Annotated in this window: 10 protein-coding genes; 5 read left to right on the forward strand and 5 right to left on the reverse strand. The window is 52.3% G+C overall.

The genetic code is table 11. The features are described from left to right. Positions 1-155 precede the first annotated feature (155 nt). Complete coding sequence (gene ldtB, locus LVQ76_RS20645) at positions 156-1,076, reverse strand: L,D-transpeptidase (RefSeq protein WP_034458635.1); 921 nt, start codon at positions 1,074-1,076, stop codon at positions 156-158. Between the two features lie 234 nt (positions 1,077-1,310). On the opposite strand from ldtB, the gene LVQ76_RS20650 reads away from it, so the two are divergent. Continuing rightward, on the forward strand, positions 1,311-2,906 hold the full coding sequence (locus LVQ76_RS20650) for an ABC-F family ATPase (protein ID WP_232865153.1): 1,596 nt from the start codon (positions 1,311-1,313) through the stop codon (positions 2,904-2,906). A gap of 48 nt (positions 2,907-2,954) precedes the next feature. Here LVQ76_RS20650 and LVQ76_RS20655 read toward each other — a convergent pair whose 3' ends face one another. Next, positions 2,955-5,318: a glycoside hydrolase family 31 protein gene (locus LVQ76_RS20655; protein ID WP_232922358.1), complete on the reverse strand. Its 2,364-nt coding sequence runs from the start codon at positions 5,316-5,318 to the stop codon at positions 2,955-2,957. Between the two features lie 15 nt (positions 5,319-5,333). Continuing rightward, positions 5,334-6,635, reverse strand: coding sequence for an MFS transporter (locus LVQ76_RS20660; protein ID WP_151994476.1), 1,302 nt, complete (start codon positions 6,633-6,635; stop codon positions 5,334-5,336). A 296-nt stretch (positions 6,636-6,931) separates the two neighbouring features. Between LVQ76_RS20660 and LVQ76_RS20665 the strand changes: the two genes are divergently transcribed. Beyond that, the gene (locus LVQ76_RS20665; protein WP_232865155.1) at positions 6,932-8,005 is read left to right on the forward strand and encodes a LacI family DNA-binding transcriptional regulator; all 1,074 of its coding nucleotides are present in this window, start codon (positions 6,932-6,934) and stop codon (positions 8,003-8,005) included. Here LVQ76_RS20665 and moeB read toward each other — a convergent pair. Beyond that, positions 7,993-8,754, reverse strand: a complete 762-nt coding sequence (gene moeB, locus LVQ76_RS20670; RefSeq protein ID WP_232922359.1) for a molybdopterin-synthase adenylyltransferase MoeB — start codon at positions 8,752-8,754, stop codon at positions 7,993-7,995. The genes LVQ76_RS20665 and moeB overlap by 13 nt on opposite strands. 2 nt (positions 8,755-8,756) lie before the next feature. Further along, complete coding sequence (moeA, locus tag LVQ76_RS20675; RefSeq protein ID WP_232922360.1) at positions 8,757-9,989, reverse strand: molybdopterin molybdotransferase MoeA; 1,233 nt, start codon at positions 9,987-9,989, stop codon at positions 8,757-8,759. A gap of 394 nt (positions 9,990-10,383) precedes the next feature. Between moeA and LVQ76_RS20680 the strand changes: the two genes are divergently transcribed. From LVQ76_RS20680 to gsiB, 3 genes are read left to right on the forward strand one after another with little or no spacing between them, the layout of a single operon-like run. Then, positions 10,384-11,331 carry an isoaspartyl peptidase/L-asparaginase gene (locus tag LVQ76_RS20680; protein WP_232865158.1) on the forward strand — a complete coding sequence of 316 codons (948 nt, stop codon included), beginning with the start codon at positions 10,384-10,386 and terminating at the stop codon, positions 11,329-11,331. Next, on the forward strand, positions 11,331-13,181 hold the full coding sequence (gsiA, locus tag LVQ76_RS20685; RefSeq protein WP_232922361.1) for a glutathione ABC transporter ATP-binding protein GsiA: 1,851 nt from the start codon (positions 11,331-11,333) through the stop codon (positions 13,179-13,181). The genes LVQ76_RS20680 and gsiA overlap by 1 nt, the downstream gene beginning before the upstream one ends. Before the next feature lie 37 nt (positions 13,182-13,218). Then, a complete protein-coding gene (gene gsiB, locus LVQ76_RS20690; protein ID WP_232922362.1) occupies positions 13,219-14,757 on the forward strand; it encodes a glutathione ABC transporter substrate-binding protein GsiB in 1,539 nt (512 codons plus the stop codon). The last annotated feature ends 50 nt before the right edge of the window (positions 14,758-14,807 follow it).

Genomic DNA, 14,807 nt, shown 5'->3' on the forward strand with positions numbered 1-14,807 from the left:
CAGTGAGATTGATAATACCGAGAGCTTGTGAAAGTTCCATTTAAAAAGGGTCCATGTTGTGCATGAACCCTTTTTACACGAGCCACCGGATCGGTCAACTGATCCTTAAACGATCAGCATTAACCCGCAGGTCGCTTTTTTGCTCAAGCAACAGATTAGTTCAGGCGAACCGGCATACCGGAACGGCCCAGAATAGCCTGGTCTACTACGGCGCTATCAACATCAGGCTGAGCGGTAATCGCAGTCACATTGCTTTTCAGCGTGATTGGCACGATTTCAGTCGAGTTGAACTGCTCTTCAGTCGTAGACAGTGGGTTGTGTACTTCAATGTAGCGCGAACCATCAGGCTCAACAGTTGCTTTCACTGGTTCATTGATGAACTGAACACGAGTCCCGACTGGCACTTTCTCGAACAGGAACTTAATGTCTTCATTACGCAGGCGCACACAACCGTGGCTTACACGCAGGCCGATACCAAAGTTCGCGTTGGTACCGTGAATTGCATACAGGCGGCCAATGTACAGTGCATACAGACCCATAGGGTTGTCTGGGCCAGCTGGAACAACGGCTGGTAATGGCGTACCGGCAGCGATGTACTCCGCATGCATTTTTGCAGTCGGCGTCCAGGTCGGGCCTGCTTTCTTACGTTCTACTTTGGTCGTCCAGTTCAGCGGGGTGTCTTTACCCAACTGGCCGATACCGATTGGCAACACGATTACAGTGTTAGTACCCGCAGGGTAATAGTAGAGGCGCATTTCAGCACTGTTGATGACAATGCCTTCATGAACGGTATCCGGCAGGATGAGCTGCTGAGGAATGTTCAGGATGGTGCCTGGTTTTGGCAAATACGGGTCAACGCCTGGGTTTGCTTCCAACATGTTGGAAAGCCCCATTTGGTAACGCGCTGCATATTCTTCCAGCGGTGCGGTGCTACCTTCAGGAATTGTAACAACCTGGTTTTGACCAATCAGACGGCTGCCATCGGTTGGCAGAGGATAGGTCACGGCAGAAGCTGTTTTGCTAAAAGCCACAACAGCCACAAATGCCAGTAAAATTGTGCGTAGTTTCATATTCATGTTATGCAATGTATTTATGGCCATGCAGGCTAGTTAGTGAAGAAACGGAGCGATTTGAGCGCGCATTATATGTGCATTCCCTCAGCCTGGGAAATCAGATGTGGATTAAATCACACTTTTTTGCACATTGATTATTTTATCACCAGCGCACAAGCAGAGCGATCTGCACGTTGAGTTATGGCATAATGTGCCCGATCTCACATAATACAAACCTTCTTTTACCAGGACATCTCTGTGCTAGTTTCCAGTAACGTCACAATGCAGTTCGGCAGTAAGCCGTTGTTTGAAAATATTTCTGTCAAATTTGGCGGCGGCAACCGTTACGGCTTGATCGGCGCTAACGGTAGCGGCAAGTCTACCTTTATGAAGATCCTCGGTGGCGATTTAGAGCCAACGCTGGGTAACGTTTCACTTGATCCGAACGAACGCCTCGGTAAGTTGCGTCAGGATCAATTTGCCTTTGAAAAATTCACCGTTCTCGACACGGTAATCATGGGCCACGCTGAACTCTGGGAAGTAAAAGAAGAGCGCGACCGTATTTACGCGTTACCAGAGATGAGCGAAGAAGACGGCTACAAAGTGGCCGACCTGGAAGTCCTTTACGGCGAAATGGACGGTTACACCGCTGAAGCACGCGCGGGTGAGTTGCTGTTAGGCGTAGGCATTCCTGTAGAACAACATTACGGCCCGATGAGCGAAGTTGCTCCAGGCTGGAAACTGCGCGTGTTGCTGGCGCAGGCACTGTTCTCGAACCCAGAAATCCTGCTGCTTGATGAACCGACGAACAACCTGGACATCGACACCATTCGTTGGCTGGAAACCGTGCTCAACGAACGTAACAGCACCATGATCATCATTTCGCACGACCGTCACTTCCTGAACATGGTGTGTACTCACATGGCGGATCTGGACTACGGCGAACTGCGTGTTTATCCAGGCAACTACGACGAATACATGACAGCGGCAACACAAGTGCGTGAACGTCTGTTGTCTGATAACGCGAAGAAAAAAGCGCAGATTGCTGACCTGCAATCCTTCGTTAGCCGCTTTAGTGCCAACGCCTCTAAATCTCGCCAGGCGACTTCTCGTGCTCGCCAGATTGATAAAATCAAACTGGACGAAGTTAAAGCATCCAGCCGTCAGAACCCATTCATTCGCTTCGAGCAGGACAAGAAACTGTTCCGTAATGCGCTTGAAGTTGAAGGTCTGGCTAAAGGCTTTGATAACGGCCCGCTGTTCAAAGGCGTTAACATGCTGCTGGAAGTGGGTGAGAAACTCGCCATTCTGGGTACCAACGGCGTGGGTAAAACTACTCTGCTTAAAACTCTGGTCTCTGAACTGACGCCAGATGCAGGTACTGTGAAGTGGTCTGAGAACGTGCAAATCGGCTATTACGCACAGGATCACGAATACGAATTTGAAAATGACCTGACTGTGTTCGACTGGATGAGCCAGTGGATGCAAGAAGGTGACGACGAGCAAGCGGTGCGCAGCATCCTTGGCCGTCTGTTGTTCAGCCAGGACGATATCAAAAAGCCTGCGAAGGTGCTGTCCGGTGGTGAAAAAGGCCGCATGTTGTTTGGTAAATTAATGATGGAACGTCCTAACGTTCTGGTCATGGATGAACCGACCAACCACCTGGATATGGAATCCATCGAATCGTTGAACATGGCGCTGGAAATGTACCCGGGCACGCTGATCTTCGTTTCTCATGACCGTGAATTTGTTAGCTCGCTGGCAACCCGCGTGATTGAGATTACGCCAGAGCGCTTGATTGACTTTACCGGTGGCTACGAAGATTACCTGCGTAGTAAAGGTATTGACGGCTAATTTAGCGTTAAAAGAAAAAACCGCCGAATTCGGCGGTTTTTTTATGTTTCAGATCTTCCAGCTATCCTGTTCTTTCCCATCAACGATCAAACGGCGTTTCTCACCCACCGGCAACGTTAACGTCATCTCTTTCCACGCTGGGATGTAATAACCTTTACGGGTGAACTCCACGCGGATCTCGTCTGCCGTACAGCGAATTTCCCAGTTCAGCCACAGCGCGTTGCCTTGCTGATAACCCCATGACTCGCCGTCATCTTCAAACAGGCTACCGTGAGAAACACCGCTACCTTGCAGCGGATACACTTTCAGCTCACGTACATTATCAGCGCTCGCTAACACATGCGTAATACGTGCAGAATGCGGCAGGGCAGCACCAGCGCGAACCAGTAGTGGCAGGCGTTCCAGCGGGGCGTCGATAACAATACTCTGGCCACCGCTATACCATTGGCCGGTGTAATAGTCGTACCAACCCGCGCCGTTTTCAGGCAGCCACACTTCACGCTCACGTTGGCCTTCTTCCACCACGCTTGCCACTAACACATCACGACCCAGCATAAAGTCGTCGCACTCTTCGAAAGTTTTCGCGTCGTGTTCGTGGTCGAGGAACGTCGGGCGCAGCATCGGCTCGTCGTCTGCATGCGCCTGCCACAGCAGGGTGTAGAAGTACGGCAACAGACGATAACGTGTTTCGATAGCACTGCGAATGGCTGGAGTTATCGATGCATACATCCACGGTTCGTTGACGGTGCTATCGTCATTCCACGAGTGAATAGTGAAACGCGGATGCATCACGCCGTTTTGTACCCAGCGCACAAACAATTCGGCTTCAGGTTTGTCGCCTGAAAAACCGCCGACATCGTGCCCCACGTTATACAACCCAGACAGACTCATGCCCACGCCCATACGGGTGTTGTAGCGCAGCGTATTCCAGTTGGTGCGGTTATCGCCGCTCCAGGTTTGCACGTAACGTTGCATCCCGGCGCAACCGGAACGTGAGATCAAGTATGGGCGTTTTTCGGGAGCAAACTTCTGCTGTGCTTCCAAAGAGGCGCGCATCATCAGCAGTGGCATCACGGGGCGGATATTTTTGATAGCGATCTCTTCACCAAACCCGTGGCAGCGCGCTTCGCCGTCCCACACTTCGTATTCGTTATTGTCATTCCAGGTCGAGTCGATGCCCATTTCCAGCAACTGCGTGGTGACCCCGTTCTGCCACCATTTCACCGTTGCCGGATTGGTGAAATCAAGATGCGAACCTTCGTCATCCCAGAATATAGATCGTTCCGGGCTATCTAACTCCGAATCCTTAATAAACAGACCTTGCTCTACCACTTCCTGATAACGCGGGTGATCCTGCAACAGGCACGGCTTAATATTTGCCGCCAGTTTAATGCCTGCGTCGTGGAACGACTGGCTCATCACTTTCGGTTGCGGAACCTTGTCGTAGTTCCAGTTAAACACGTAGCGCTTGTTATTGATCGAGGTATAACCCGATGACAACTGGAACGAATCGCAAGGGATCGCGTGCTCGTCGCACAGTTTGATAAAGCTCATTAGCTGGTTTTGCGCGTCCGGTGCATCGGTGTAATGCATGGTCGAACCGCTGTAACCGAGGCTCCATTTCGGGCCAAACAGTGTTTTACCGGTCAGACGTACAAACGCTTTGGTGACGTCTAAAACCTGCGGGCCGAGGAACAAGTAGTAATCGACATCGCCAGATTCTGCCTGCCAGCGACGGTAGGGCAGGTGATAGTTGTCGATCTCATTACCCAGATCCAACCAGCAACTGCTCAGGTTGTCGTAAAACATCCCGAAACTGACATCCGGACGGCGCGTAATGGTGAACGGAATGTGTTTGTACAGTGGATCGGTAGACTCCGCGTTATAGCCCATGGCATCGAGGTTGCGCATTTCATAACGCTTGCCGGTACGCTGCAACGGGCCCGCTTTTTCGCCTAAGCCGTAATACTGTTCTTCTTTATAGCGACGCTGATAGTGAGCCACACCGTCGCCATGGGTTTTTAGCAGATAAGCGCTGGTCGGGCGGTCGCTGGCGAGCATCTGCCATTCGTCTGCCTGATTCAGATATTCCCACTCCAGCCATAGCGGCTGGTGGACGGTGACACGCAGTTTATCGGTGCTAATGCGAAGCGTATCGCCGAGTTCTTCCATGGTGAAACCCGGCAACGCAAAACCTTCCAGGCTTTCGCGGTTACGCCCTTCCCAAGGCACATCATTTTCTGGCGCGATACTCCACGTACGGTTCAGCGCCAGCTTGTTTTCGCGTTTAATCAGCACGCGGAACATGCCTTGTTCCAGCACAAAAAGGTTCAGGCGGTGCTTCCCATCCACGCTCAATTCCACGTGGTTGGCATCAGACTTCAATAGTGACCAGTTCTTCAAAATTTTCATCGTTCACAATCCGTTTCAGGCACGCTTGGTGCGACGTTCAGCAATAAAAGAAATCAGGAATACAGCGCCAATCAGGTCAAAGAAGCCCATGGCGATAAAGAGAGGGTTGTAGCCAATTTTGTCAGCGGTGACACCAATCAGCAGTGAGAACAAGAAGCTGGCAATCCAGGCGGCAGAGCCACGCATGCCGTTGACTGTGGCCATCTGGCCTTTATCAAAGGAGTCCACTACCAGTGCACTCAACATGCAGGAGATGATCTGGTGCCCGAAGCCGCCGACTGAAATCAGGGCGATGGTGACGTACGGGTCTTTGGTGATGGCAACCAATGCCAGAGAAATCATCAGGAATGCGCCGGTAACCGAACTTGCCACGATGGAGTTGGTGCGGGAGCAACCAAACCAGCGGGTATAAAGCTTGGTCAGATAGCCACTTGCCACACTACCGAGGTCAGCTGCGAGGAATGGCAGCCAGGCAAACATGGCGATTTGTTTGAGGTCCATACCTCGTTCGTTTGCCAGATACAGCGGAACCCAAAAACTCAGTACCGCCCAGGCTGGTTCAGCCATAAATGCCGGAATCGCGATACCGTAGAAACGTTTATTTTTGCCAACCGTTTTCAGTGCAGTCAGGAAAGGTAATTTCACCGCAGCGGGTTCGTTATCCTGCTTGATGAACTCCAGTTCATCTTTGCTCAGATTCGGGTGTTGTTCAGGGTTGTGGTAGAACAACCACCACAAAATCACCCACAACATTGCCAGCACGCCGGTAAACATAAATGCACCCTGCCAGCCGAAAGAGGCATGAGCAAAATAGACAATTGGCGGAGCAAGCATCGCACCTATAGAGAAACCAACTCCAGCCCAACCTGCGGCAATCGGGCGTTCTTTTTTCGGGAACCATTCGCCAATCGTTTTGGCGTTCGCAGGCGTTGCGGCAGCTTCTGCGCCACCCATAAAGAAGCGCAAAATTGCCAGATGCATCCAGCTACCGGCACCCGCGTGCATCACGCACACCACAGCCCAGATCCCGGCACAAATCAGGAAGCCGAGTTTCAGGCCGATGACATCAATCAACCAGCCGCAAATTGGCTGGAACAGGGTATAGGCAAGCTGGAATGAGGCGACAATCCAAGAATATTGCTCGGTGGTAATGCCGAGGCTGGTTTTCAGCTCTGGGGCTAAAATACCCAGTGAGTTACGGGTGATGTAGTTAACGGTAACGCCTAACAAAAACAGGACCAGCACCCACCAGCGAAGGTTGCGGACGGTGCGCTTTGCCTTAATGGCGGTAACTCCCGGATTTATGCCATGACTCATGTCGTTCTCCACGTAGAAACAGTGTCTATCGGAATGTTTGCCACAATTTTGAAATTGTGAAAATTGTATCTAATTGATTAATAATTATTTTATTTGCTTATTGCCGCGATAAGGCAGGCTGAGTTGCGGCAATGGAGAGAGCGTAAAACAGTTATAAAATGGTCAATAGCGACTTTCATGCAAAAATTTTCATATGAAAGAAGAATTCGTGCGTTCGATAACGAAAATGCCAGTGATAAAGCCCTACACTTCATCGTGAAAATTTTTTCATTGGTGAAATGGGCGCAGATCACAAAATGAGTAAAAAGCTAAAAATTGCCGAAATTGCTGCCGAAACAGGGCTTTCAATTAGCACTGTGTCACGCGTGTTGGCTGGAAAATCGAACACCAGCGAACAAGCTCGCCTGCAAGTGCTGAACTGCGCTGGTCAAAAAGGCGTGCTGGCAGGAATGGCGGCGGGGCGCATGTTACTTAATAGTTTGGTCGTTTTTGCCCCGCAGCGTGCGTTCGATGAGCGATCTGACGTCTTTTATTATCGTGTTACACAGGGCGTGAGTAAGGCGTTGGCACCGCATGAAGTGCGGCTGCGCTACTGTGCTCTCGAAGAAAACGACAGTGATGCCAATATGTTTCTGAGCAAAATGAATGAAGTGGAGACGGAAGCGGCGATCCTATTAGGCATTGATGATCCACACATCCACGATCTGGCGTTCGATCTCGGTAAGCCCTGCGTGTTGATCAACTGTCGCGACCGCAAAATGCGCCTTCCCGGCGTTGCACCCGATCACCAACTGATTGGCGACTATGCGGCAAGCTACTTATTTGAGCAGGGGCACAAAGCTGTGGTTAATTTGCTCTGCCTGCGCCGCTATACGATGGAGTTACGTCTGGCCGGGATTCGTGATGCCTGGGATGCTAACAATCTGCGATTTGATGATGCGCAGCATCTGATTACCGCGCAAAATTTCAGTGCTAAAGAGAGCGAAAGATTAATCAGTGAGTTTCTGGAAAAGACGCCTCGTCATCAGCTACCAACCGCCTTGTTAGTGGGTGGTGATTTTATGGCTGCAGGGGCTGTAAGCGCACTTCAAAATGCGGGACTACGCGTGCCGCACGATATTTCAGTGATGAGTATCGACGGCTTTAACCTGGCCGCTATTCATGATGTGCCGCTGACCTCGGTTCATGTACCGCGTGACCAGCTTGGCGAAGAGGCCGTGCATATACTCCAGCAACGTTTAATTCGTCCGGATGCACCGGTCGGGAATTTACTGCTCAATGGCATGCTGGTAGTGCGCGATTCAGTGCGCCGTATTCGCCCAAACAAGAGCCATACGGCGGTCAGTAGTGTAGGGCTTTATGACGAGTGAGTTCCGCACACTTCACATTGCGGGTTACGCGGCAGTTTCATTTCGCGGAATTGGCAGGTCATCGCATCGTACATCACGATTTTCCCGCTCGCAGGTGTACCGTAATTGGCCAGTAGCTTGATGGCTTCCATCGCTTGCAATGAACCAATTATCCCGACTAGCGGGGCCATCACGCCCGCTTCCACACAGGTCAGCGCATTCTCGCCAAACAGGCGGCTCAGGCAGCGATAACAAGGTTCGCCATCCTGATAAGTGAACACACTGATTTGCCCTTCCATACGAATCGCCGCGCCGGAAACCAGCGGTTTTTTCAGCGTAAAACAGCACTGATTCAGCTGATTACGAATCGCCACGTTATCGGTGCAGTCGAGCACCAAATCGTGCTGCGCCACCCGTTCCAGAAGTTGTGCCTCGTCTAACAGCGCATTCACCGTTTCAATCTGAATATGGGGATTGATTGCCGCCAACATATCTCGTGCGGAATCGACTTTCGGCTGCCCAATCGTGGCATCGCGATGCAGCGTCTGGCGCTGCAAATTGGACAGCGCCACGGTATCAAAATCCAGCAATGTCAGGTGCCCGACACCCGCAGCGGCAAGATACGGGGCGGCAGCACAACCCAGCCCGCCAAGCCCAACAACCAATACACGCGCAGCTTTCAACGCTTCCTGTCCGTCGAAATCAAAACCGCGCAGAATAATCTGGCGGTTATAGCGCAGCATTTCCTGGTCGCTTAATTCAGCGCTCATCTTTAGCCCCCGAACAGGTGATTGAATGGTTCAACCTCAACCCAATCGCCTGCATCAACATTGCCACGCTCGCGTTCCAGCACGATAAAACAGTTGGCCTGGCTAAATGAGCTGAAAATATGCGAACCCTGGTGGCCGGTGCTCAGCACTTCTAATTGCCCGTCTTCACCGGTACGCATGATGCCGCGTTGGAAATCGAGGCGGCCCGGAGACTTTTTCAGGCGTCCGACCGTGCGAGCACGCTGGCGTGGTGGCAGGGCATTTCCTTGCTGACCACTTAATTTGGCTAATAACGGCTGCACGAGTTGATAGAAAGTGAGTGCCGCAGAAACCGGGTTACCCGGCAGGCCGCAGAACCAGCTGTTTTTCAGGCGGCCAAAGGCAAAAGGTTTGCCCGGTTTAATTGCCAGTTTCCAGAAACCAACTTCGCCTAACTCTTCGAGCAATTGCTTGGTGTAATCCGCTTCACCGACGGAAACACCGCCGCTGCTGATAACCACATCGGCCTGGCTGTCTGCTTCGATAAATGCGGCGCGCAGGGCTTCGGGGTCATCACGAATAATCCCTAAATCGATAACGTCACAGCCCAACTGCTCCAGCATGATATGCACAGCAAGGCGGTTGGTGTCGTATATTTGACCGTCGCCAAGTGGTGTGCCTGGCAGCTGTAACTCATCGCCGGTTGAGAACACTGCCGCGCGAACTTTGCGTAATACCGCGACTTCAGGAATACCCAACGAGGCAATCAGCGGTAATTCCGCCGCCGTCAGTTTTTTACCCGCAGGCAACACGCTGCCACCCTGGCGAATATCTTCACCGCGCAGACGCACGTTTTGCCCGTTTTTCACCGCTTCGTTAAAGCGCACGCCGCTTTCAGTCACGGTAGCTTCTTCTTGCATCACAACGGCATCGGTTCCTTGCGGCACAGGCGCGCCAGTCATAATACGAATGCAAGTGCCTTGCGGCCATTCGTCGGCAAAAGGCTGCCCGGCAAAGGCTTTTCCTGCTACCGGCAACGCCGTTCCCAGAGCCAGGTCTTTCAGACGCACCGCATAACCGTCCATTGCTGAATTATCAAAACCCGGAACATCAATTGGAGAAGTGACAGGGTGCGACGTAATACGCCCACACGCCTTCAGCAAGGGGATAGACTCAGATTCGGTGACAGGAACAATACGCGAAAGCATCTGTTCCATTGCGGTTTCAAGCGGGATAAGCCCGGCGGTAAATTCCATGAAAGCTCCTGCGGCGCGGGAAAAATATGTCGGACATTATGGCAGAGAAACGCCGCTGGCTGATATACCCGTCATACTTCAAGTTGTGGGGGTGTTGGCTGCACTCACTTACCCCAGTCACTTACTCAAGTAAGCTCCCGGGGATAAGCTCCCTTGCCGCGTTACTCGGCGAAGCCTCGCCCCTTTGGGGCCAGCGCAAGCGCTGTTCAAAAGGCTGAAGCCTTTTGTCCCACAACTCGAATTATTTAGGGTAAGAGGAGTAACCCAAGGCACCATTTACCTTTACATCACATTTACATCTTTCTATATTCAAAAATCGTCTCAAGCTGGTTCGACTAATCTGATATTTATAGAGAAAGTAAAACCGGACTTACCATGACAGGGCTACGTCGATATGACCAAAGCAGTAATTGCTATCCACGGTGGCGCAGGAGCCATCACTCGCGCGCAACTCAGCCCTGAAAAAGAGCTGCTTTACATCAAAGCGTTATCGGAAATCGTTGAAGCAGGCCAGGCGTTGCTCGAAGCGGGTGGCACTGCGCTGGACGCGGTGACTCAAGCGGTGCGCATGCTCGAAGAATGCCCGCTGTTTAACGCTGGGATCGGCGCGGTCTTTACCCACGACGGCACCCACGAACTCGATGCCTGCATTATGGATGGCAACACCCTTGAAGCCGGTGCGGTGGCGGGTGTGAGCCATATCCGCAACCCGATTCTTGCCGCGCGCCAGGTTTTGGAGCACAGCCCGCACGTTTTGCTGATTGGTAAAGGTGCTGAAAACTTTGCCGAACAGCAGGGGCTTGAGCCGGTTTCGCCCGACATCTTCTTTACTCAGCAGCGCTGGGATCAGTTACAGCTCGCCCGAGCAAGCCAGCAAACCGTGCTGGATCACGACGAGCCGATTAACCCCGGCACCAAATTTGGCACCGTCGGTGCCGTCGCGCTCGATCAATATGGCAATTTGGCGGCGGCTACCTCAACGGGTGGCATGACCAACAAAATGCCAGGACGCGTGGGTGACTCACCGATTATTGGCGCTGGCTGTTACGCCAATAACGCAAACGTTGCGGTCTCATGCACCGGAACCGGTGAAGTGTTTATGAAGACGCTGGCGGCCTACGATATAGCGGCTCTGATGGAATATGCAGGTCTCAGCCTGCATCAGGCGACAGAACGTGTGGTGATGGAAAAACTCCCTGCGCTAGAAGGCAGCGGCGGAGTGATTGCCATTGATAGCGAGGGCAATGTGGCACTGCCTTTTAACAGCGAAGGAATGTATCGCGGCTACGGTTACGTGGGTGATGCTCCGAGCGTCGGAATCTATAGCAGCCAGGAGCATTGATGCCCCATAGTCACGAACTGCCCGATGATGAAGTGCTATCTGTCAGTGCACTCAACGTTAGCTTTCGCCAGGAAAAAGTCGATACCCAGGCGGTGTCAGACCTGTCATTTACGCTAAAGCGTGGTGAAACACTGGCGATTGTCGGGGAGTCTGGCTCAGGGAAATCAGTCACTGCTTTGGCGTTAATGCGCCTGCTCGACAAGTCAGCGAGCCTTGTCGGAAGCGAAAAAGTCCTGCTGCGCCGCCGAAATGGCCAGGTAATTGAACCCGCAGAGTTAAGTTTATCGCAAATGCGTCATGTGCGCGGTGCGGATATTGCGATGATTTTTCAGGAGCCGATGACATCGCTAAACCCGGTGTTTCCGGTTGGCGAGCAAATCGCAGAGTCTATTCGTTTGCATCAAGGGCTCGATAAACACGCGGCGATGGAGGAAGCGCGCCGTATGCTCGAACGGGTACGTATCCCAGAGGCGAAAGCCATTTTAGGGCGCTACCCGCATCAGCTTTCAGGAGGCATGCGCCAGCGTGTGATGATTGCCATGGCGCTCTCATGCCGCCCGGCGGTGCTGATTGCCGATGAACCGACGACGGCACTGGACGTCACCATCCAGGCGCAAATCCTCCAGCTTATTCGCGTCCTGCAAGATGAAATGCAAATGGGGGTGATTTTTATCACTCACGATATGGGCGTGGTGGCGGATATTGCGGACCGCGTGTTGGTGATGTATCGCGGTAAGGCGGTTGAAACGGGGACTGTGGAGCAGATTTTTAATGCACCGCAGCATCCTTACACCAAAACATTACTGGCTGCGGTGCCACGCCTTGGTGCGATGAATGGGCGCGATTTGCCCTGCAAATTCCCGCTGATTGATCCAGATAATCCAGAGCAACAAGAACCGGAAACGGAGCAAGACACCGTCGCCCCCGGTTCCGTTCCCATTTTGCAAGTCAGCGATTTAGTGACACGTTTTGATATTCGCAGTGGCATTTTTAACCGCGTCACCAGCCGTGTTCATGCGGTGGAAAAAGTGAGTTTTGATTTATGGCCGGGCGAAACGTTAGGACTGGTGGGAGAGTCGGGTAGTGGCAAATCCACCACCGGGCGGGCGTTATTGCGGCTGGTAGAAACCCAGGGCGGCAGCATTCGCTTTAACGGGCAGCGCATCGACACGCTGTCAAATGCGGACATGCAGCATGTACGCAAAGACATCCAGTTTATCTTCCAGGACCCCTATGCCTCGCTCGACCCACGCCTGACGGTGGGTTATTCGATTATGGAACCATTACTGGTACATAACGTAATGCCCAAAGAGCAGGCTCAGCAACGTGTAGCCTGGTTGTTGGAGCGTGTTGGTTTGCTGCCCGAACACGCCTGGCGTTATCCGCACGAATTTTCTGGCGGGCAACGCCAGCGTATTTGCATTGCACGAGCGCTGGCACTTAATCCCAAAGTGGTGATTGCCGATGAATCCGTCTCGGCGCTGGATGTTTCGATTCGCGCGCAAATCATCAACTTATTACTCGACCTACAGCGCGAATTTGGCATTGCCTTTTTGTTTATTTCTCATGATATGGCGGTGGTGGAGCGTATTTGCCATCGCGTTGCGGTGATGTATCTCGGGCAAATTGTTGAAATAGGCCCGCGACGCGCGGTGTTTGAAAACCCGCAACACCCGTATACCCGAAAATTAATGGCGGCGGTCCCGGTTGCAGATCCCGCACATCGTCGTCCAAAACCGGTTTTGCTTTCTGATGACATCCCCAGTAGCACGCACAAACTGGGGAGTGAACCGAAGGTTGCAACGCTTGTAAATGTGGGACCGGGGCATTTTGTCGCCCGGCCCCAGTAAAAATAATATTCCGGCCAAGGATAAACAGGGGAACACAATGACCATATTTGAGAATAAAAAATGGCTGCTGGCAGCGGGTCTTGCGACCAGCGTCATCGCTACACCGGCATTTGCTGCAAAGGATGTTGTCGTCGCTGTTGCATCCAACTTCACCACGCTTGACCCGTATGACGCCAACGACACGCTTTCACAGGCGGTGGCGAAGTCGTTTTATCAGGGCTTATTTGGCCTCGATAAAGAGATGAAACTGCAAAACGTGCTGGCTGAAAGCTACAGCGTTTCTGACGACGGGCTGGTTTACACCATCAAATTGCACCCTGGGGTGAAATTCCAGGACGGCACGGATTTCAACGCCGAGGCGGTAAAAGCCAACCTCGACCGCGCCAGCAATCCTGAAAATCATCTCAAGCGCTATAACCTGTATAAAGCCATCGCGAAAACAGAAGCCGTTGACGCCAACACCGTGAAAATTACCCTGAAACAACCGTTCTCGGCGTTTATCAATATTCTCGCCCATCCGGCAACGGCGATGATTTCCCCGGCGGCGCTGAAAAAATACGGCAAAGAAATTGGCTTCCATCCGGTCGGCACCGGCCCGTATCAGCTCGATACCTGGAACCAGACCGATTTTGTGAAGGTGAAGAAATTCGACGGTTACTGGAAACAGGGCCTGCCAAAACTTGACACTATCACCTGGCGCCCGGTAGTAGATAACAACACCCGCGCGGCCATGCTGCAAACCGGCGAGGCGCAGTTTGCCTTCCCAATCCCTTACGAGCAGGCAGGGGTGCTTGAGAAAAACGACAAGCTGGAACTGGTGGCTTCGCCATCCATCATGCAGCGCTATCTCAGCATGAACGTGACGCAAAAGCCGTTTGATAACCCGAAAGTACGTGAAGCGATTAATTACGCGATTAACCGTCAGGCACTGGTGAAAGTGGCGTTTGCCGGATATGCGACCCCAGCCGAAGGCGTTGTGCCGCCATCAATCGACTTCGCGCAAAAATACAAACCGTGGCCGTATGATCCGGCAAAAGCGCGTGAACTGCTGAAAGAAGCGGGTTACCCGAACGGTTTCGAAACCACGTTGTGGTCATCGCACAACCACAGCACCGCCCAGAAAGTATTGCAGTTCACCCAGCAGCAACTGGCGCAGGTCGGCATTAAAGTGAAAGTCACGGCGATGGATGCCGGGCAGCGTGCCGCTGAAGTAGAAGGCAAAGGGCAGAAAGAGAGCGGTGTGAGAATGTTCTACACCGGCTGGTCGGCCTCGACCGGCGAAGCAGACTGGGCACTGTCGCCATTGTTTGCCTCATCAAACTGGCCGCCAACACTGTTTAACACGGCTTTCTACAGCAACCCGAAGGTTGATAAAGATTTGACTGAGGCGCTGAAAACCACCAATCGTGATGACAAAGCGAAGTTGTACAAAGACGCGCAGGACACTATCTGGAAAGAGTCTCCGTGGGTGCCACTGGTGGTTGAAAAACTGGTTTCTGCACACAGCAAAAACCTTAGCGGTTTTTATGTGATGCCGGATACCGGATTTAGTTTTGATGATGCGGATTTGAAATAACAACGGACTGTGCTGTTGTAAGGTGGATTAGCGTAAGCGACATCCACCGC

The sequence above is a fragment of the Buttiauxella cochleicola genome (assembly GCF_021283185.1).
In the GTDB taxonomy this organism is placed as follows: Bacteria; Pseudomonadota; Gammaproteobacteria; order Enterobacterales; family Enterobacteriaceae; genus Buttiauxella; species Buttiauxella massiliensis.